This is a genomic window from Flavobacterium sp. N2550 (assembly GCF_025947265.1).
GTDB lineage: Bacteria > Bacteroidota > Bacteroidia > Flavobacteriales > Flavobacteriaceae > Flavobacterium > Flavobacterium endophyticum.
The window spans coordinates 3364914-3385529 of the sequence record NZ_CP110007.1 but is presented as its reverse complement, the minus strand read 5'-3'; the positions used below and the strand labels follow the sequence as shown (position 1 = coordinate 3385529).

Genomic DNA, 20616 nt, shown 5'->3' with positions numbered 1-20616 from the left:
TTTGTCAAAAATACAAATTAGTTGGCAGTTGTCATTGCTAGTTTTGTGATTTTTTTGAACTATTAAATTAACAGTTCTTGAAGATGCTTTTGAGGCTCGAAGCCTTATTTTTGCAGTAAACAATTCTTGAAAATGAAAAAAATCGGGTTTCTACTTTCTGTCTTTTTCTTAGTACTAACGGCCAACGCTCAAGATAAAATCTATAGTTTGGTTGTGGGTACGTATACTAATTCCTGCGAGAGCAACGGAATTTATGTCTATGATTTTAGTACCGATACGGGTGATTTTTCTTTGAAAAGTACTTCCGATAAAATAATAAATCCAAGCTATCTGACTATTTCTGGCGATACGAAATTTTTGTATAGCGTAAATGAAAATGGAGTCGACAGCCAAGTGAGTGCTTTTGGATTTAATTCCAAAAACGGGAAATTAAATTTCTTGAATTCCCAAGATTCCCATGGAGCCGATCCTTGCTATATTATCAATGACGAAAAAAATGTCATTGTAGCTAATTATTCAGGTGGAAGTATTTCTGTCTTTGGGAAAAATGCTGATGGCAGCTTGAATAAAGCGAAACAAGTCATACAGCATGAAGGAAAAGGAATCAATGCCCAGCGTCAGGAAAGCGCCCACGTGCACATGGTTTATTTTTCGCCAGACAAGAAATACGTTTTTGCAAATGATTTGGGAACAGATCAGATTTCTGTCTACAAATACGATAAAAATGCTCCTGAAAAAGTTTTAGAACTAAAAGAAAGAATTGCCGTAAAATCAGGCAGCGGACCGCGTCATTTGACATTTAGTAAAGATGGAAAATTTGCCTATCTGCTTCAAGAATTGGACGGAACACTGACTGTCTTTAAATACAAAAATGGTTCGCTAAAGCAGCTTCAAGAAACGACTATCGTTGCCAAAGATTTTAAAGGTGAAAATAGTGCTGCAGATATCCATATTTCGCCTAACGGTAAGTTTTTATATGCTACAAATAGGGGAGATGCCAACACAATCAATGCCTTTGTCATCAATAAAAAAGGGACTTTAGATTTGGTGAATCAGGTAAGCACAAAGGGCAAAGGGCCGAGGAATTTTGTGATTGATCCAACGGGTAAATTTTTGTTGGTAGGGCATCAGTACACGAATGAAATTGTGATCTTTAAGATTGACAAAACTACAGGGAAACTTTCAGATACGGGAAAACGAATTGAGTTGTGCGCTCCCGTTTGTTTGGTTTTTGCAAAAATGTAGCGAATCTATTTATCCTTGTCTTTTCTTTTTTTATCTCGGCTTCTTTCAACGCCGCGATTTCTGGATTTTGTTTTTCTAGGTTTTGTTTTTCCAGGACCTCCCAAATTGACTTTCTTGTTCTTGTCTGATTTTTCATGAAAAGCGCTTCCGCCTTCTTTCTTGACTTTCTTCATCAACAGCTTAACGGGCTGTCTTACTTTTTCAGATTCGATCAAGACGGTTGAAATTTCGACTCCTTCTGGGATTGGTTCTGTATCGACTTCTTTGTTCATCAGCACTTCGCTTTCGATAAAGAATTCTTCTTCTTTCGGACCGACAAAACTGATAGCGATTCCGTCTTTGTCAGCACGTCCTGTCCTTCCGATTCTGTGGATGTACTGCTCTGGAACTTCTGAAACATCAAAATTCAGTACATGGGTAATGTCCGAAATATCCAAACCTCGCGCCATGACGTCTGTGGTGATGATTCCTCGAAGTGCTCCTTGCTGGAAATTTTCCATCGTTGTCAAACGATAGTTTTGAGATTTATTAGAATGGATTACGCCAAATTGGTCACCGAAATCGTCTGTGATTCGGTCATAAACCATGTCTACAAATTTTTTGTTATTGACGAATATCAAGATTCTAGACATACTTTCATCATTTGACAAAAGGTATTTCAGAAGATTGATTTTTGTATTGAAATTCGGAACAGCGTATTTGATCTGCTTGATTTTTTCCAACGGCGTTCCCGATGGAACCAACGAAACTTCTTCTGGAAAATCAAAATAATCTTCAAGAACAGCATCGACTTCATCTGTCATCGTAGCTGAAAACAATATGTTTTGGCGTTTTGGTTTCATCATTGCCAAGATGGAAGTCAGCTGTACGCGGAAACCAAGATTCAGCATTTCATCAAATTCGTCAATGACTAACTTTTGAGTCTCGTCAAAGCGGATAACGTTGTCCAAGGCCAAATCCATGACACGGCCAGGCGTACCGACCAAAATGTCAATTCCTTGATAGACAGACGTTTTTTGAGTATTGATGTTTACACCACCGTAAATACCTAATGTTCTGACTGACATGTATTTTGTCAGTTTTTCGACTTCTTCCACAACTTGCACGACCAATTCTCTTGTTGGGACAAGAATTACGATTTTTGGCGTATGTGTAGGAGTGAATTTGTATAGTTTTAATAAAGGCAAAAGATACGCAAAAGTCTTACCTGTACCAGTTTGTGCAATTCCCATCATATCACGGCCTGATGCAATCACAGAAAAAGATTTTTCCTGAATTGGAGTAGGCGATGTGAATCCTAAGTCATCAATTGCTTTTTGTAAGGATTTAGGAAGGTTGAATTGCTCAAAAGTGGACATAATGTGTAAATTTTGTGCAAAGGTACGTTAAAATTTGGACTTCGTTGGATTGTTTGATTTTTAGGCCATTAGATGATGAGCTAAAATCCTTCAAAGACGCCCAATCCAAACAATGCAAAATCATATTTCACGGGATCTTTAGGATCTAGCTTTCGCAACTGCTGGTCTAATTCAGCTAGCGCCTTTGCATCGTTTTGTTTTCGAGTCAAAAGACCTAGTTTGCGCGCCACATTTCCGGAATGCACATCTAGCGGACACGATAATGTTGAAGGCGAAATGCTCTTCCAAATGCCAAAATCAACTCCTTTTTTGTCTTGGCGTACCATCCATCTTAAGAACATGTTGATTCTCTTGGCCGCAGAATTATTCAGCGGATCGGAAATATGTTTTTGGGTTCTTTGCTGGTGTTCAATTTCAAAGAAGATTTTTTTGAATTCGTGTATACTTTTTTGCATCGAATTAGCTTCTTGATTTTTCAAAAAGACAGCTTCCAGTCCGTTGTGGTTTTTATAGATATGCTGCAAAGCTTTGATAAAACTGATAAAATCTTGGCCATTGAAAGTTCTGTGTACAAAATTTTCCAATCGTTCCAATTGATACTCCTGATGCGTCATGATGAAATCATAAGGAGAATTTCCCATCAAATCCATCATTTTTTTGGAGTTGTTGATAATCATTTTTCGGTTTCCCCAAGCAATGATGGAACTCAAAAAACCAGCAATTTCGATATCTTCTTTTAGAGAAAATAAATGCGGAATCTGAATCGGGTCGCTTTCAATAAAATCAGGCTTGTTATATAATTCGACTTTTTCGTCGAGGAAAATCTTTAGTTCTTTCTGAGTCATTTCTTATTTTTTTGAAGTGTCTTTTGCATAAAATCCATCCTTTATAATATCACTTCGCATTTGTGGCTTTACTTGGTATTTTTTTTCAAAATAATCGAGTTGCTTTTTTCTTACACAGGGTAACGGACCATCCCCAGTTCCCCAGAAAAAATCAATATTTTTTGGATTATAATAATCTAGATTTTCATTTTTTAGCAATTCAAAAGCGGTATCGTATTTGGTGTTTTTATAAGGGAAAACGAAATTTTCAAAATTAAAATTACTTGATTCTAGCGTATGTTTGTTTTTTGTTAATAGGCTAAAATTCAAAGGTATAAAGACAAGTATTGTTAGTAAGAGTGCGAAAGCTGAAAGTGAAATTAGAATTATTTGTTTTTTATTTAGTAATAAAGATAAAAGTAAAAAACTAAAAATCAGAATGAAATTCATAAAAAAACGATACTGCGGAGACGACATAAAAAGCAGTATAAATTGAAGAACCATCACAGCATAAAGAACCCAAAATTTAGTTTTATTATAAAATTTATAAATTATAATTGGAGATAGTACAATTAAGACAATGCTTATCTTATTAAAAAATCCGTGAAGTTTTGGAAGATTTAACCAATGTATGAAAATTTCAAGAAAAGACATTTCTTGAAATTTTGATTTTGATAACGAATAGCCAAAATGTTTTGTCAGATCATAATAGTATGTTGCTATTTTTTCTGGAATCTGATAGTCAAAGGCCAATCCAAAATTTTTAGTTATTGGAAATAAAGGATATCCTGTGATAATTAAATTTTTAGCTATAAAGAGAAATAAGATTACGAGAGCTAGACCAGTAATTTTATAGATTTTTAAATTCTTATAATTTTGAAAAAGAATAAGAATCGGAATCAAAGATAATGCGATGGATGTTGTTTTTATGTAAAGAGAGAAGAGCACTAAAATTGAAATCCAGTTGAAAGTTTCCGTACTAATCTTTCTGTAATTATCTAAAAATAAAGAACAAATTATAAAGGTGAAAACATAAATCGGAAGGTCAGGTGAAGGAGCACTTATAAATTGGAAAAGTAAAATATTTGAAAGAGGAAATAATCCAATAATCAGGTCTGTTTTATTTTTTGTTTTGAAATAATTGTCAAGTTTTTGGATTGAAAAAATATTTCCTAAAAGCAGACAAAATCCGCTCAAGTCATTGAAATTAGGGTATATAAAAGAAAAATTAAAAGCACTTTGAAGCACATGCCATCCACTTGTTTGTCCTAAATAAATATGCAAATTACCTAAGCCTTTTACAAAGCCATATTCGTTAATCCACTTGATTGTTTGAATATAATAGGATTCGTTATCAATTATAAAAGGAATTGAGGCACATTGTACTACTATTAAAAGAGTAATTAAGCCGAGAAGAATTTTTAAGGTTTTGTCAAGATATTTTAATTCTAGAAAGAAGTTTTTATAAATAGAAATTATAGCTTTTTTGTTGCTTAAGAATAAAGCACAATTTAATAACAAAAGAGCCAAATGAAACTCGAAATTTATCCTTCCGAAAATGGCCCAAAAGCTAGCCATTATAGTAGTCGAGAATAATCCAAGAATTGATAAGAAAGTAAGATTCTGAACTTTAAGCTTAAGGATTTTATCTAGAAAAAAACCTAGGTTTATGGTGGTAAATAAAATATAGACCCAACTTAAAAGTAATAAGATCATTTTGTTTTAAGGAATTAATCCATCAGACATTATCAGTTTTCTGTCAGCCATATTTGCCAATTCTTCATTGTGCGTTACAATAACAAAGGTTTGTCCGAACTCATCTCTTAACTTAAAAAATAATTGGTGTAGGTTTTCTGCAGAAGCGGTATCGAGGTTTCCAGAAGGTTCGTCAGCAAATATTACAGCAGGCTTGTTGATTAACGAACGCGCAACGGCAACTCTTTGCTGTTCTCCTCCAGAAAGTTCTCCCGGTTTGTGATTAATTCTATGTGATAATCCTAAATAATCTAATAGTCTTTTTGCTTCAGCCTCAGTTTCCGATTTTGATTTTCCAGCAATAAAGGCAGGAATGCATACATTTTCTAAAGCGGTAAATTCAGGTAGCAATTGATGAAACTGAAAAATAAATCCGAGCTGTAAGTTTCTAAAACGAGAAAGTGCTTTATCGTTTAATTGCAAGATATTTTCTCCGTTTATCTGTAGCTGCGTACCATTTTCGATGCTAGGTTTGTCTAGAGTCCCAAGAATCTGCAGCAACGTAGTTTTTCCAGCTCCTGATGCCCCAACGATAGATACGATTTCGCCTTTTTCAATATGAAGATCAACGCCTTTCAGCACATGAAGCTTGTCGTAATATTTATGTAAATTCTTTGCCTGAATCATTTTTTGCAGTTTCTACAAAGAAACAAAGTTTTTGAAAAATTTCACATCTTTAGTACTATATTCTTTCGTAGATACAGTGATAAAGTTTAGTTAATGCTGTCTAGGAAACTTATAGATTGATTAATTTTGAGGAAAACATGATACAATGAAAAAGATGATCGGACTGCTGACGTTGATTACAATTTCATGCCAGTCAAAAGAAAAAGAACAATTAATTTCAGAAGTTAAGGAACCCGTAAAAATGGAAGTAGAAAAAGGATTAGAAGTCGCCACATTTGGAGGCGGCTGTTTTTGGTGCACAGAGGCTATCTTTTTAGAATTGGATGGCGTTAAAAAAGTAGAATCAGGATATATAGGCGGGAAGACTCCAAATCCGACGTATGAGGAAGTTTCTACAGGAACTACCGGACATGCAGAAGCCACGCAGATTACATTTGACCCAAGCAAGATCAGTTTTGGAGAATTGCTGGAAATCTTTTTTGCTACCCACGACCCAACAACCTTGAACCGTCAAGGCGCTGATGTGGGAACGCAATACAGAAGCGAAGTGTTTTATCATAGTGATGAACAGAAGAAAATTGCAGAAGACTATATCAAGCTGCTTGACTCTCAGAATACTTTCGGTAAGCCAGTGGTGACAAAGGTTTCTCCAGCGACTAAATTTTATGTTGCTGAAGATTATCACCAAAATTATTATGCAAGGAATAAAGAGAAATCCTATTGCAGTTATGTCATTACGCCAAAAGTAGAAAAAGTAAGAAAGCAGTACTCTGAGAAGCTGAAAAAATAATTGGCATTAGTTTTGCGTTATACAAGCAACTAAACGATTGAAAATGACAGAACAAGTTCAGATAAAGACCGCGTCAGATAAAAAGCAGAAACAGCTTATGCTGAGCCTTTTGTTTGATGCTATTGGAATGTTTTCGTATGCGTTGCCTTTTTTGGGAGAATTTGCAGATTTTGCTTGGGCTCCTATATCTGGATTTATCTTGGCAAAGATGTACAAAGGAACTGTTGGGACTGTAGGGGGAATTATTTCTTTTTTAGAAGAACTCTTTCCTTTCACTGACATCCTGCCGACATTTACCCTAACATGGATTTATACGTATTATTTCAGTAAGGAAAAAAAGTAAGCTAGCATATTAACATAAAAAAAAGCCAGAATTAGTTTCTGGCTTTTTTATTTATTTTTCGGGATCAACTTTTTCCTTTGGCAATAAAAACCCCAATCTCATGCTCCGGATCATTCTTTTGGCAAACGGGAAGAAAAATCCTGATTGGCCGAAAAGATATCCAAATACCATCAGCATAAAAGGGTAGAGTGGCAGCACCAAAACCAATAAGATGATGTAATAAAGTGACCAGTGTGTGTTTTCTTTTGTAATTCCCAGAAGTCCCATCAAAAAATAAGAAATTCGGGCAGAAAGCGAACCGTTAATAGCAAAGACAATAAATATTATGACAAGCTGGAAATTGGATGTAATTCCCCAGCGTTTTTTAAGCTTATTCATACTTAATAAATATAATGCAAAACTACAATTTTAAATTCGAGGGACAAAACCTCCCAGCTTTATATTATTGGTAAGTTGAAAATAAGTAAGGTAATTGTAGAGCATATAATTTACTTCGTAACCATAATCGATATTGTTTTGGTAATCGATGCTCATGTCGATAAGCCTATCGCCTCGATTAGCTCTAGCATTCCATTCGATAACCCAGGTGCGGTTTCGAGCTTCTAGATATTGCTGCGAATAATAATCTCTTGGTTTTGCATAGGTATAAAACCAACTGTTAAAGCCTGGATCGATAATGATTACTTCATACTCCAGTTCGTCATTAGCAATCCTGACCGTGTCATTTTGCACAGCTTTATCGTCTTGTTTAAAAGTCTTTGCATTGTTGTTTTTAGTTGCAGTGCATCCAAAAATAACGATGAAGAGAATTCCTATATAAACCAGATTTTTCATATTGTGAAGTTTGCATAAAGTTACTCATTCTGAACAGACCATTCTATTGATTTTTATATTTTTAACATAAAAAAGCCAGGCAATTGCCTGGCTCTAAGTTTATAGAAATTAGATTTTTTATCTTCCGAATAATTTCCCTAGCAAGCCTCCTATACCGCCTTTTTTATTGACAGCAGCCATAGCATCGCTCATATCCACTTTACCGTCGTTGTTTTGGTCTAGACCAAATTGGCCGCCATATTTCTGGATAGCATCCATGACAGAAGAATTTCCTTCGCCGCCAGAAAGTGAATTTACGATGTCGGAAATTTCAAAACTTTTATCATTTGGATTTTTTGCCTTCCCAATTAACGATCCTAATACCTTTGGGATTAATCCTCCAGCAACTCCAGAAGCTGCGTCGCCACTAAGTCCGAATTTTTCACCCAGATTGCCAGAAAACTGTTCTGTCAATTGTTTTACGACAGGATTTGAAGCAGAACCCGCATTTTCGCCTAGGAATAATTCACCGATTTTATCGGCACCGCCTTCGGAAATAATTTTCTGCAGTCCAGAAAAAATAGAAGTGCTGGCTTCGTCCATCACACCTTCATTCAGCTCATTTGGTACGGCATTGTTGTTTACAACTGCCTCATTTCCATATTGTTTTACTAAATCTGATAATTGTTCTAGCATCTTCTATAGATTTAAAGTTTAAAACAAATCTATGTAAAAAAGATTTAAATTTAACAGAAAGAATAAATTTATATGTCTGATTTTAATAAACTTATAATCTGTTCTGCCAATTCGGTGCCAATTCTGTCTTGCGCCTCAAGAGTAGCTGCTCCGATATGGGGTGTCAATGATATTTTTGGATGCATCAAAACTTGTACAGCAGGTGTCGGTTCTTCTTCGAAAACGTCTAAGCCTGCAAATAAAACTTTTCCGCTATCCAAAGCCTCAATTAGTTCTACTTCATTGATTACGCCGCCTCGCGAAGCATTTACGATTCCTACGCCATCTTTCATCAGCTCAAATTCTTCTTTTCCGATTACATAGCCATCTTGGGCAGGGACGTGGAGCGAAATAAAATCAGAATGTTTGAAAATATCTTCCATTGGCTCGGTAACGATGTCTACATTAATGAACTGCCCGTTATAAAAATCGACCTTGATTTCAGCATTGCCTACAAATTTATCAGAAGCAATAACGCGCATTCCAAGGCCGAGGCCAATTTTGGCGACTGCTTTTCCGATTCTTCCAAAACCGATAATTCCAAGTGTTTTGCCTTTTAATTCAATTCCGTTCGCGTAGGCTTTTTTCAAGCCTTCAAAGTTAGAATCGCCCTCAAGAGGCATGTTGCGGTTGGCATCGTGAAGAAATCGTACACCGGAGAACAAATGAGCAAATACCAATTCAGCCACAGATTCTGACGACGAGGCTGGAGTATTTATGACATGGATGCCTTTTTCACGGGCATAATCTACATCGATATTGTCCATGCCGACACCGCCTCGGCCGATTACTTTCAACGAAGGACAATTGTCAATGATGTCTTGACGCACTTTTGTTGCGCTGCGAACCAAAAGCACAGCGACTTCATTCTTGTTGATATAATTGGCTACCTGTTCTTGAGCTACTTTTGTAGTGATGACTTCAAATCCGCCTTTCTCCAAAGCTTTGATACCGCTTTTAGAAATACCGTCATTGGCTAATACTTTCATGTTTTTACTTTACTATTTAAGAAATTGTCTTTTCAAATTCTTGCATTACATCAACCAATACCTGGACGCTTTCTAGCGGTAATGCATTGTACATTGAGGCTCTATAACCTCCGACGGAACGATGTCCTGATAGGCCAGAAATTCCGGCATCTTTCCATAATTTGTCAAAAGCAGCAGCTTGGGTTTCGTCTTTTAGAAGGAAAGTAGCATTCATATTAGAACGATCTTCAGCTACAGCAGTTCCTATAAATAAAGGGTTTCTATCGATTTCTGCATACAAAAGCTTGGCTTTGGCTTCGTTGATTTTCTCAATTGCAGGAATACCGCCAAGGGTTTTTAGCCATTGCAAGGTCAAAAGCGAGGTATAGACTGCAAAAACCGCTGGAGTATTATACATGCTTTCTTTGTCGATATGCTGTTGGTAATTTAATATGTTTGGAATAGCTCTGCCTGTCTTGCCTAAAATTTCTTCTTTGACAACAACGAGCGTAACGCCTGCTGGTCCCATATTTTTTTGAGCGCCTGCATAAATCAGGTCAAATTTTGAAAAATCTAACTGGCGTGAAAATATATCAGAACTCATATCGCAAACGATAGGAATATTCGTGTTCGGAAAATCCTTCATTTGCGTTCCAAAAATCGTATTGTTGGAAGTACAGTGAAAATAATCTGCATCCGCAGGAATTTCATACTGCTTCGGAATATGGTTGTAATTTTCTCCTTGAGAAGAAGCGACTACGATTGTTTCTCCAAAAGCCTTAGCTTCTTTAATGGCGCCAGCGGCCCAAGTACCTGTATCCAGATAAGACGCTTTGCCATTTTCTTTTAGCAAGTTGTAAGGGACTCTTAAAAATTCCATGCTGGCGCCGCCTTGCAAAAATAAAGCTTGGTAGCCTTTTCCTTCCAGGCCTAAAAGTTCTAAGACTAAAGCTCGGGCTTCCTCCATGACGGCTACGAAATCTTTGCTTCTATGCGAAATTTCTAAAATCGATAAGCCGGAATTATTGAAATTTAAAACTGCTTGTGCTGATTTTTCGAAGACTTCTTGCGGTAAAATGCAAGGACCTGCGCTATAATTGTGTTTTTTCATTGTGTGTGTTTAGGAAGTGTTGTCTAAAATTCTGAAAAGCAAATTTCAGAAATTAGCATTAAAGATTCCTTTACGTTTTTGTAATAATTTCACAAGGTTATTAACGAAAACGATATAGTAAGATTGTGTTTATATAATTTTTTGTTTAAATTGATGAAAGAAATGCAATAGTATCGACATTGTCGGCATAATCCCAAAGCTCTGGTTTTTGTGTTTTTCCGAATGGAATGCTATTGTCGACAATTCCTTTTGAAACGATGCACTGAATCTGTTCATTATCAGCTTCTAATCGATTTTTTAGTGTTTCTAAATCGTCGTAGAATTCATAAAAAACGCTTGAAATAGGAGAGGAATAGCTGGTATCTTCTTTTATGGTGAGGAATCCGTTATCTAACAATTTGAAGTTGCTCATCAAGAAGACAGCCTTGTTATAATCATAATTATTAGCGTATTTTTCGTAGTGGATAACGTCTTGGTATTCGAAAATCCCTTCAAAAAAAGAATCAAATTTATAGTCTTTCGGAACAAACAGCTTGGAGACATTTCGGCATCCTAAGCCAAAATATCTAAAAATATCTTCACCCAGTCCAATGAAATCTTCTTTGGATTCGGAGCCGCCTAAGACAGCTACAGAATTTCTGTTTTTACGAATTATAGACGGTTTGTCTTTAAAATAATATTCAAAATAACGCGCCGTATTGTTGCTTCCAGTAGCAATAACGGCGTCAAAGTTTTCTAATTTTCCATCTGCAAAAGTGATGTATTCGGCTAATTTAGGTTCTAGGGCGATGAGATATTTCGCCAAGAAAGGCAATAAATGCTGGTCATTTGAAGATGTTTTGATTAAGACCTTATGTCCAGTGATGAGTACGGATAAAAAATCATGAAAGCCTACCAGCGGAATATTTCCCGCCAAAATCAGTCCGACGGTTTTGCCTCCTGTATTTTCCAAATTATAGCTGGAAAGCCATTGATCCAGATTGTCTTTTGTCAACGCTTCTGCCCAAGAATTTACGGCAAAAAAGACCTGTTCAGGAGTGTACCAGCCATTATGCGATTTCGATAATTGAATCAGATCCTGGAAATCATTGAAAAACAAATCATTATATAAAACGTTTTCTTTTTTAATACTTTCATTTTCAGAAAATTGGCTAAGAAATTTGCCAAGTTCAACAAAAATATTTTTTTTGTGTTCTAAAGTCATATTGATTTGCTTATGAATTGTTTTGGACGTAATTTTGCACAAAAATAAACCTTTTCTAGGCAGTAGGCAAGCCTAAAGCAGAATGCCTATAGCTTACAGCAAAAAAAAGAAAAAATGGCAATCATAATAACAGACGAATGCATCAACTGTGGTGCATGCGAACCAGAATGTCCGAATACCGCCATCTATGAAGGTGCGGACGACTGGAGATATAAAGACGGGACAAAATTAAGCGGGAAGATAGTGCTTCCGAGCGGCGAAGAAGTTGATGCGAATGATGCGCAGACGCCACTTTCGGACGATATCTATTATATTGTTCCAGGAAAATGTACAGAATGTAAAGGATTTCACGAAGAGCCGCAATGTGCTGCAGTATGTCCTGTAGATTGTTGCGTTCCGGATGATAATCATGTAGAAAGCGAAGAAACCCTTTTAAACAGACAAGCATTCTTGCACGGCGAATAGCTTTCTTCTAAAACATAAAATAAAAAAACCTGAATTATTAATTCAGGTTTTTTTTATGAAGTGATTTATATAAATGCTTATTGTTGCGAACGAACGTACGTTTCAATGCTTACTTTATCTGACTTGTCATCATACGTTTCAACAACTAAATTTCCGTTAGTGTCGAAATAACCTACAGAAGTCTGATTTTTTCCTCTATAGATATAACTGTTTGTAGTTGTTGCTCTCAAGATTCCCAATCGTTTTTTGTCTTGCGTAGAAATCACATATCCGGCAGGATCTAGAGTCAATTGATATGTTTTTCCGTTTGAAGTATAATAAGAAGAACGGTCAATATCTACAGTTCTTGTGCTTCCGTCAGGATTCATTACTTTGGTTTTTGAAACTACTTCAACAGGCGTTTCTTTCATATCCTTGTTTAAAGCTTTAGAATCTGCATTTTGGAACTCGATATTTTGAACTTCCTGTACCTCTTGAGTTTTTAAATATTTTTTCTCTCCATCTGAATCCTTCACCGTGGTTACAGTAGTTTTGGAAACATCAGTAACATTTTTATTCTGTGCCTGAAGGCCGATTGTAGCTAATAAGGCTACACTGCTTAATAAGATCGTTTTCATAGTGATTTGAATTAGAGTGTTTATTTTAACAAATTTAAGTTTTTTATGTTAAAATAATTAATAAAAAATCATAAAGTATTTGTAAAATATTGTTTTAGTTAGGAATATTTTAATTTTTTGGGAATCAAAATAGAAATGCAAATAGCGCTTAATTTCAAATCCAAAAGCTTATATTTGCACCCTTAAAATTATCAATATCATACTTATACCATAATGAAAGCAGGAATTGTAGGATTGCCAAATGTTGGAAAATCAACATTGTTCAATTGTTTATCGAATGCAAAAGCACAAAGCGCGAACTTCCCGTTTTGTACCATTGAGCCTAATATTGGAGTCGTGAATGTGCCAGACCCGAGAATCAACAAGCTGGAAGAATTGGTAAAGCCAGAACGCGTTCAGATGGCGACAGTAGATATTGTAGATATCGCAGGATTGGTAAAAGGAGCGAGCAAAGGTGAAGGTCTAGGAAACCAATTCCTTGGAAACATCCGCGAGTGCAACGCTATCATCCATGTATTGCGTTGTTTTGATAATGATAATATTGTTCACGTTGACGGAAATGTAAATCCTATCCGCGACAAAGAAACTATTGATATTGAATTGCAGCTAAAGGATCTTGAGACTGTTGAGAAACGTCTTGAGAAAGTAAACCGTGCGGCAAAAACAGGAAACAAAGAAGCGCAGGTTGAGCAAGCATTGTTGAACAGAATCCGCGAAGCGCTTTTGCAAGCTAAATCCGCACGAACGATAACGCCACAAAATAATGACGAAGAAGCTTTGATGGAATCTTTCCAATTGATTACGGCTAAACCAGTACTATATGTTTGTAATGTTGACGAAAGCTCTGCTGTAAGCGGCAATAAATATGTAGATCAAGTTCGCGAATTGGTAAAAGACGAAGATGCAGAGGTTATCGTACTTTCTGTAGGCGCTGAAGCGGATATCACAGAATTAGAAAGCTACGAAGAGCGTCAGGTGTTCTTAGAAGACATGGGCTTGACAGAGCCAGGAGCTTCTGTTTTGATTCGTGCAGCTTATAAATTATTGAAGCAACAGACGTATTTCACGGCTGGTGTGAAAGAAGTTCGTGCTTGGACTATTAATATCGGAGCTACGGCACCGCAAGCGGCAGGCGTTATCCACACCGATTTCGAAAAAGGATTCATCCGTGCAGAAGTTATCGCTTATGATGACTATGTAGCTTTTGGTTCAGAAGCGAAAGTAAAAGAAGCGGGAAAACTTCGTGTAGAAGGAAAAGAATATATTGTAAAAGACGGAGACGTGATGCATTTCAGATTCAACGTTTAATCTTTTTAAACAAATTTTAAAAGGCGACACTTTAGTGTCGCTTTTTTTTATGGTATGACAATAAGGAGAAGAATGTGGCTTCAATCCTTCAACTAAAGCTTCCTTACGTTAAAAATCCCATAAACCAATTCTTAAACTTCCCCAAATACGTTATATTTGAGTAAACCAAAACCAAAAATTATCATGAAAACCAAAGGATTGCTTTCAAAAACATGGTACTTGCTCAAGACGACTTTTAATGAATTTAACGATGACAACGCGATCAAATTAAGCGCGTCATTATCCTATTATACCATTTTCGCATTGCCTCCCTTAATGATTATTATCATCACTATCTGCGGTTTCTTTTTTGGGACAGAAGCGGTTACAGGGCAGTTGTATGGGCAAATTAATGGGCTGGTCGGAAATGATGCCGCTATTCAAATACAAAACGCTATCAAAAATGTAGAGCTTTCCAATAGTAATGTTTTTGCAACGATATTTGGAGGTGTCATGCTTTTAATTGGAGCTTCGGGAGTTTTTGCAGAGATACAAAGCTCTATTAATTTTATTTGGGGACTTCGAGCAAAACCGAATAAAGGAATTAAAAAATTCATTCAAAATCGATTAATGTCTTTCTCGATGATTGCCTCTGTGGGATTCCTTCTATTGGTCAGCTTGCTGGTCAATTCTGTGATGGATTTATTAAGCGCAAGGCTCAAGCTCTATTTTCCAGAAAGTACGGTTTATTTGTTTTATGTCTTAAATTTAATAATCGTATTTCTTATAATTACGATACTTTTTGCCATAATCTTTAGAACACTGCCTGACGGAAATATAAAATGGAAAGACGCTTTTATTGGAGCCTCAAGTACTTCCATACTGTTTATGATTGGCAAATTCGCCATTGGATTTTATTTGGGAAGTTCAGCAGTAGCAACAGTCTATGGAGCCGCAGGATCGGTGATAATTATTTTGCTTTGGGTATATTATTCCGCAATAATTCTTTACTTTGGTGCAGAATTCACTAAGGTCTATGCCAAAGCTTTTGGCGGCAGCATCAGCCCGAATGAATATTCTGTAGAAATTCAAAAAGAGATTTTTGAAATTACAGACGCGGAAACGAATACTAAATTCAAACTATGAAAATAATTGCCTTTGGCGGAAGCAATAGCTCGACCTCTATTAATAAAATGCTGGCAACCTATGCTACAGGTCTTTTTGAAAAAGCGGAAGTAGAAATCTTAGATCTCAACGACTATGAAATGCCTCTTTTTTCAGTTGATAGAGAAAAAGTTATCGGCCAGCACGAAATCGCAAAAAAGTTTTTAGCAAAATTAGCAGAAGCCGATGTTTTGGTTATTTCGCTTGCGGAAAATAACGGCATCTATTCGGTCGCTTTTAAAAATATTTACGACTGGTGTTCTAGGATAGAAGATGGAGTATTCCAACAAAAACCAATGCTGCTAATGGCGACTTCGCCAGGCGGAAGAGGAGGCAAAGGTGTTTTGGAATTTGCAAACGGCAACCTTCCAAGGCATGGCGGAAATATCAAAGCCCTTTTTTCGTTGCCAAGCTTTTATACTAATTTCGATGTTGAAAAGCGAATTATTTCAAACCCAGAATATGACAATCAATTGAAAGAAATCGTAAAAAACTTTCCTCTTTGAAATCCTTAAGAAAAATACTGCGCCTACTGCTGAAATTCCTTTTAGGGATTTTAGCTTTTTTTGTTCTATATATAATTGTTGCCTTGGTTTTGCCAAGATTTTCAGTCAATTCTGAAGACAAGAATCCGACCGAAGATGTAGCGATTTATATCAAAAGTAATGGTGTTCATACCGATATCGTAGTTCCGATAAAGACTGAATATAAAGATTGGAGCGAGAAAATTAAATTTGACCACATCGCCTCAAAAGACGCTACGATGCAATTTATTGGCTTTGGTTGGGGCGATAAAGGATTTTATCTGAACACGCCAGAATGGTCTGATTTAAAATTCAGTACTGCGTTCAATGCTGCATTTTATCTCGGAACTTCAGCGATGCATGCGACTTTTTTTAAGCAATTAAAAGAGAATGAAGATTGCATAAAAATCAATATCAGCACAGAAGAATATGCAAAACTGATAAAATATATTGAAGATAGTTTTCAGTATGATGCAGATGGAAATCCAATCTTGATTCATGCGACGACCTATGGGCAGAATGACAGCTTTTACGAAGCCAAACGCAAATACAGCCTATTCTATACCTGCAATACATGGGCAAATAATGCCTTAAAAAGTGCGGATCAAAAAGCCGCGGTTTGGACGCCTTCGGATACTGGAATATTTTGTCATTATAGATAAATTGTTTAACTAAATTATTTAAGCCTTGAAAAAAATAATTACTCTTTTAGTGTTTTTTTGTATTTCAAATTCTTTTTCAAAAGATTTTTTGGAAGTCGATGAAATTGTAAAAAAATATCCATCTAAAGTCCAAAACTTAGAAATCATAAGTAATTTGATAAAAAAAGATTTTACTGACGATTCTGAAAAAGCTAGAGCTGTGTATTCTTGGATAGCTTTTAATATTGAATTTGATGTTGCTGCTGCTTTTTCAATGAAAGGCCCGTCTGACATGGCATTTTCATATCGAGATGAAAAAGAAAAGAAGGCTAAGGAAATAAAGTTCAAAGAAACAATCATTTCTAAAGCTTTGCTTTCAGGTAAAGCTATCTGTCATGGATATTCAATGTTATTTGAGAGATTAAGCAAGCTAGTAGGACTAGAAAGCGAGATAATAATTGGAAATTTAAAGTCCGATCCATCACAAATTGGTCAGGTGAATTTGGCTACGGATCATGCATGGAATGCAGTAAAAATCAATAATGTATGGAAATTTGTCGATACAACACTTGGGGCTGGATATGTTTCTCAAAAAGACGATTCTTTTAAGCCAGACTTTAATGATTCATACTTTTTTATTTCTGCAGATGATCTATTCTTAAATCATTATCCAGAAGATAAAAAATGGATTACGATTAATAAGTCGAAACAAGACTTTTCAAAGTTGCCTGTGTATTACAGAGATTATTTTAAAGGTAATTATAAGATATCTCCAGAACTTGGAATTATTTCTTCTTCGGCAACAAATTTTCATTTAGAAATTAAAAATCTAGGTGAATATGATAATGCTGAATATATTTTTAGTAGTGATAATAAGCTTACTTATCTAAATAACGAGAATAAAGAAACCCAATTTGACATTCCACTATCTGGAAAATCAGGCGATTATTTGACGATATATGTCAATCGTAAAATTATGGTAACCTATTTAGTGAGTCGATAAAGGATTTTATTTTAATACGCTCGAATGGTGTGACCTGAAATTCAATAGGCTTGTCTCAGTCATAGTAATATTTATAGATTTCTTTTGGCAAGATTCTTGCTAATTGTCATGCTATGAAAGAGATATATGTAAGCTTTTTAAAAAAGGCATTTTTATGGATGCTTTTTTTGTGCCTGCCTGTTTTTGCGCAGGATTTTTCAAAAGTGGATGTCATTGTTTCCAATTATCCCAAAACATTTTCAAAACCAGAAGAACTAGCTTCAAAAATTAACCATGATTTTTCGAAGGAAGAAGACAAAGCACGCGCAATTTTTTCGTGGATTGCTTTTAATGTAAAATACGATGTAAAGAGTTTCTTTTCTAGGTCAGGAGCAAACGTAACTGCCTATCGCTATCGAACAGAAGAAGAAAGATTGCAGAAGCAAAAGCAGATCAAGCTGGATAAAATCAATAAAGTGTTAAAGACAAATGTAGCGCTCTGTCAAGGCTATGCCTTGCTTTATGAGCATCTTGCTAATTTGTCAGGATTAGAAAGTGCAGTCGTGACCGGAAATGCAAAAACAAGTCCGAGTGACATCGGGAAATTGCCAACAGAAAGCACGCACGCTTGGAATGCTGTAAAAGTCAATGGAAAATGGAAATTGCTCGATGTAACGTGGGGTGCAGGCGTCGTGAACGAACAAAAAAGAACTTTTGTTCCAAAGTTCAATTCAGGCTATTTTTTACCGAGCCCGAGTTCTTTGTCTTGAATCATTTTCCAGACGAAAAGAATTGGATTCTAGGCAATTTTTCCGAAAAAGAGTATGCCAACTTTCCTTTTTATTATGCCGATTATATAAAGTCTGACTTTCGATTTATTGCTCCTCAAAACGGAATTTTGTCTCTTAAAAAATCGAACACTATTCCATTTAAGTTAGAAAATTTAGGAGAAAATGATAAAATATTTTATGTCCTGAGTTCAGACAATAAAGCTCAAAACGCCATCTTAAAACGAAACGGAAATAGCACAGAATTTGATGTTCATGTAGCTCCGAATTCAGATTGTTATTTGACTATTTTTGTAAACCAAAAAGCCGTTTCCATGTACAAAATAATACGCGGAAAATCGACTTCAATCTGACAGATAAGCAAAGCAAAAATCACAAATTCTCCATCACAAATCCCCAATTCATTTGTCAATATTCTATTGATAACTTTACCCTGCAAGACTTTCATTTTTCTTGTCGATACTGTATATTAGCACAAAATCCATAATTTTCAAATGTCAGAACAAAATCAGTATACCGAAGACAATATCCGTTCTCTCGACTGGAAAGAGCACATCCGAATGCGTCCGGGAATGTATATCGGGAAATTAGGAGACGGTTCTTCGCCAGATGATGGTATCTATATTTTATTAAAAGAGGTTTTAGACAACTGTATCGATGAGTTCGTTATGGGCGCCGGAAAAACTATCGAGGTGACTATCAAGGACAAGACGGTTTCCGTACGCGATTACGGCCGTGGAATTCCGCTTGGAAAAGTAGTCGATGTAGTCTCGAAAATGAATACGGGTGGTAAATACGACTCGCTTGCCTTTAAGAAATCGGTCGGTCTGAATGGTGTCGGTACCAAAGCCGTAAACGCCTTATCCAATTATTTTAGGGTAGAATCTGTTCGTGAAGACAAACAGAAAGCCGCCGAATTTTCGGCTGGTAATTTAGTGCTTGAAGAAGATGTAATCGATACCACAAAGCGAAAAGGAACGAAAGTTACCTTTATTCCAGACGAAGCCATTTTCAAGAACTATAAATTCAGGAACGAATATATCCTGAAAATGCTGAAAAATTATTGCTACCTGAATACGGGCTTGACAATAATTTACAATGGCGAAAAATTTTATTCCGATAACGGACTTAAGGATTTATTAGAAGAAAATATTGCCGAAGACGATATGGTCTATCCGATCATCCACCTGCTAGGAGATGATATCGAAGTAGCCCTTACGCATAGCAAATCACAATATTCTGAAGAATACCATTCCTTCGTAAACGGTCAGAATACGACGCAAGGAGGAACCCATTTGGTTGCCTTCCGCGAAGCGCTCGTAAAAACGATTCGTGAATTCTACAACAAAGGTTTTGAACCTTCAGATGTACGAAAATCAATTGTCAGCGCCATTAGTGTCAAAGTGATGGAGCCTGTTTTCGAGTCGCAGACCAAAACAAAATTAGGTTCGACAGATATGGGGCCGGACTTGCCATCGGTTCGTACGTTTATCAATGATTTCGTTAAAAATAAATTAGATAATTTCCTTCATAAAAATCCAGAAACGGCTGAGTTGCTTTTACGAAAGATTTTGCAGGCGGAGCGTGAAAGAAAAGAATTATCTGGAATCCGAAAATTAGCCAAAGACCGTGCAAAAAAAGCCAGTCTTCACAATAAAAAATTACGCGACTGCCGCGTACACTTGACCGATTCTAAAAACCCAAGAAGCTTAGAAAGCACGCTTTTTATCACCGAGGGAGATTCGGCTTCTGGTTCTATTACGAAATCGCGTGACGTTAATACCCAAGCCGTTTTCAGCTTGCGTGGAAAACCGCTGAATTCGTATGGCATGAGCAAAAAGATTGTCTACGAAAACGAAGAATTCAACCTGCTCCAAGCCGCTTTGAATATAGAGGAGGATATGGGCGACCTGCGTTACAACAATATCGTAATCGCAACCGATGCCGATGTCGACGGAATGCACATCCGATTGTTGCTGATTACGTTCTTCCTGCAATTTTTCCCAGAATTAATCAAAGAAGGGCATTTGTATATTTTGCAGACGCCTTTGTTTAGGGTTAGAAACAGAAAGGAAACGATTTACTGCTATTCCGAAGAAGAACGCGTAAATGCCATCGAAAAGCTAAAACCGAAGCCAGAAATCACGCGATTTAAAGGTTTGGGAGAGATTTCTCCTGATGAGTTCAAGCATTTCATAGGCGATGATATCCGATTAGACCCGATTATGTTGGACAAGCTGACTTCTATCGAACAGCTCTTGTCATTTTACATGGGCAAAAATACGCCAGACCGACAAGAATTCATCATCAATAACTTGAAGGTAGAATTGGATGTGGTGGAAAAATAGAATACAATTTACAATCGAAATAATTTA

The 20616-nt window shown here is 36.3% G+C and carries 23 protein-coding genes; 12 read left to right on the top strand and 11 right to left on the bottom strand.

Annotated features, from left to right (window positions below; translation table 11 throughout):
- Positions 1–132 precede the first annotated feature (132 nt).
- Positions 133–1245 (top strand): lactonase family protein, encoded by a 1113-nt coding sequence (locus OLM56_RS14975; protein WP_264527547.1) that lies wholly within the window; start codon positions 133–135, stop codon positions 1243–1245.
- Positions 1246–1250: 5 nt separating this feature from the next.
- Here the strand turns inward: OLM56_RS14975 and OLM56_RS14970 are convergent, their stop codons facing one another.
- From OLM56_RS14970 to OLM56_RS14955, 4 genes are all read right to left on the bottom strand, one after another.
- Entirely contained in the window at positions 1251–2603 is a 1353-nt protein-coding gene (locus tag OLM56_RS14970) for a DEAD/DEAH box helicase (RefSeq protein WP_182492252.1), read from the bottom strand.
- A gap of 80 nt (positions 2604–2683) precedes the next feature.
- The gene (locus OLM56_RS14965) at positions 2684–3448 is read right to left on the bottom strand and encodes a TIGR02757 family protein (RefSeq protein ID WP_264527546.1); all 765 of its coding nucleotides are present in this window, start codon (positions 3446–3448) and stop codon (positions 2684–2686) included.
- Between the two features lie 3 nt (positions 3449–3451).
- Complete coding sequence (locus tag OLM56_RS14960; RefSeq protein ID WP_264527545.1) at positions 3452–5143, bottom strand: LIC_10190 family membrane protein; 1692 nt, start codon at positions 5141–5143, stop codon at positions 3452–3454.
- A 6-nt stretch (positions 5144–5149) separates the two neighbouring features.
- A complete protein-coding gene (locus OLM56_RS14955; RefSeq protein WP_121374592.1) occupies positions 5150–5809 on the bottom strand; it encodes an ABC transporter ATP-binding protein in 660 nt (219 codons plus the stop codon).
- Between the two features lie 145 nt (positions 5810–5954).
- Here OLM56_RS14955 and msrA point away from each other — a divergent pair, with 145 nt between their 5' ends.
- Entirely contained in the window at positions 5955–6599 is a 645-nt protein-coding gene (msrA, locus tag OLM56_RS14950) for a peptide-methionine (S)-S-oxide reductase MsrA (protein WP_264527544.1), read from the top strand.
- A gap of 43 nt (positions 6600–6642) precedes the next feature.
- Positions 6643–6942 (top strand): hypothetical protein, encoded by a 300-nt coding sequence (locus tag OLM56_RS14945; RefSeq protein WP_264527543.1) that lies wholly within the window; start codon positions 6643–6645, stop codon positions 6940–6942.
- 51 nt (positions 6943–6993) lie between these two features.
- On the opposite strand, the gene OLM56_RS14940 is transcribed toward OLM56_RS14945, so the two are convergent.
- The 6 genes from OLM56_RS14940 to OLM56_RS14915 all read right to left on the bottom strand — a co-directional run bounded on the left by OLM56_RS14940 (position 6994) and on the right by OLM56_RS14915 (position 11773).
- Positions 6994–7320, bottom strand: coding sequence for a DUF6787 family protein (locus OLM56_RS14940; RefSeq protein WP_121374589.1), 327 nt, complete (start codon positions 7318–7320; stop codon positions 6994–6996).
- Between the two features lie 30 nt (positions 7321–7350).
- Positions 7351–7776 carry a DUF6146 family protein gene (locus tag OLM56_RS14935; protein ID WP_264527542.1) on the bottom strand — a complete coding sequence of 142 codons (426 nt, stop codon included), beginning with the start codon at positions 7774–7776 and terminating at the stop codon, positions 7351–7353.
- Positions 7777–7893: 117 nt separating this feature from the next.
- Positions 7894–8451, bottom strand: a complete 558-nt coding sequence (locus OLM56_RS14930; protein WP_264527541.1) for a hypothetical protein — start codon at positions 8449–8451, stop codon at positions 7894–7896.
- Between the two features lie 68 nt (positions 8452–8519).
- On the bottom strand, positions 8520–9479 hold the full coding sequence (locus tag OLM56_RS14925) for a D-2-hydroxyacid dehydrogenase (RefSeq protein WP_121374586.1): 960 nt from the start codon (positions 9477–9479) through the stop codon (positions 8520–8522).
- Positions 9480–9495: 16 nt separating this feature from the next.
- Positions 9496–10569, bottom strand: coding sequence for a 3-phosphoserine/phosphohydroxythreonine transaminase (gene serC, locus OLM56_RS14920; RefSeq protein ID WP_264527540.1), 1074 nt, complete (start codon positions 10567–10569; stop codon positions 9496–9498).
- Between the two features lie 145 nt (positions 10570–10714).
- Positions 10715–11773 (bottom strand): acyl-CoA reductase, encoded by a 1059-nt coding sequence (locus OLM56_RS14915; protein WP_264527539.1) that lies wholly within the window; start codon positions 11771–11773, stop codon positions 10715–10717.
- 114 nt (positions 11774–11887) lie between these two features.
- Between OLM56_RS14915 and OLM56_RS14910 the strand changes: the two genes are divergently transcribed.
- On the top strand, positions 11888–12238 hold the full coding sequence (locus tag OLM56_RS14910) for a 4Fe-4S dicluster domain-containing protein (RefSeq protein ID WP_121374583.1): 351 nt from the start codon (positions 11888–11890) through the stop codon (positions 12236–12238).
- Between the two features lie 77 nt (positions 12239–12315).
- On the opposite strand, the gene OLM56_RS14905 is transcribed toward OLM56_RS14910, so the two are convergent.
- Positions 12316–12855 carry a hypothetical protein gene (locus OLM56_RS14905; protein ID WP_264527538.1) on the bottom strand — a complete coding sequence of 180 codons (540 nt, stop codon included), beginning with the start codon at positions 12853–12855 and terminating at the stop codon, positions 12316–12318.
- A 213-nt stretch (positions 12856–13068) separates the two neighbouring features.
- On the opposite strand from OLM56_RS14905, the gene ychF reads away from it, so the two are divergent.
- From ychF to OLM56_RS14865, 8 genes are all read left to right on the top strand, one after another.
- Complete coding sequence (gene ychF, locus OLM56_RS14900; protein ID WP_121374581.1) at positions 13069–14163, top strand: redox-regulated ATPase YchF; 1095 nt, start codon at positions 13069–13071, stop codon at positions 14161–14163.
- Between the two features lie 183 nt (positions 14164–14346).
- Positions 14347–15288, top strand: a complete 942-nt coding sequence (locus OLM56_RS14895; RefSeq protein WP_264527537.1) for a YihY/virulence factor BrkB family protein — start codon at positions 14347–14349, stop codon at positions 15286–15288.
- Positions 15285–15812 carry an NADPH-dependent FMN reductase gene (locus tag OLM56_RS14890; RefSeq protein ID WP_264527536.1) on the top strand — a complete coding sequence of 176 codons (528 nt, stop codon included), beginning with the start codon at positions 15285–15287 and terminating at the stop codon, positions 15810–15812. The genes OLM56_RS14895 and OLM56_RS14890 overlap by 4 nt, the downstream gene beginning before the upstream one ends.
- The gene (locus OLM56_RS14885; protein WP_264527535.1) at positions 15809–16492 is read left to right on the top strand and encodes a TIGR02117 family protein; all 684 of its coding nucleotides are present in this window, start codon (positions 15809–15811) and stop codon (positions 16490–16492) included. Before OLM56_RS14890 ends, OLM56_RS14885 begins: the two co-directional genes overlap by 4 nt.
- 25 nt (positions 16493–16517) lie before the next feature.
- Positions 16518–17474 carry a transglutaminase domain-containing protein gene (locus OLM56_RS14880; protein WP_264527534.1) on the top strand — a complete coding sequence of 319 codons (957 nt, stop codon included), beginning with the start codon at positions 16518–16520 and terminating at the stop codon, positions 17472–17474.
- Between the two features lie 113 nt (positions 17475–17587).
- Positions 17588–18223, top strand: a complete 636-nt coding sequence (locus OLM56_RS14875; protein ID WP_264527533.1) for a transglutaminase domain-containing protein — start codon at positions 17588–17590, stop codon at positions 18221–18223.
- Positions 18220–18594 (top strand): hypothetical protein, encoded by a 375-nt coding sequence (locus OLM56_RS14870; protein WP_264527532.1) that lies wholly within the window; start codon positions 18220–18222, stop codon positions 18592–18594. Before OLM56_RS14875 ends, OLM56_RS14870 begins: the two co-directional genes overlap by 4 nt.
- 141 nt (positions 18595–18735) lie before the next feature.
- On the top strand, positions 18736–20589 hold the full coding sequence (locus tag OLM56_RS14865) for a DNA topoisomerase IV subunit B (RefSeq protein WP_121374577.1): 1854 nt from the start codon (positions 18736–18738) through the stop codon (positions 20587–20589).
- Positions 20590–20616: the final 27 nt, after the last annotated feature.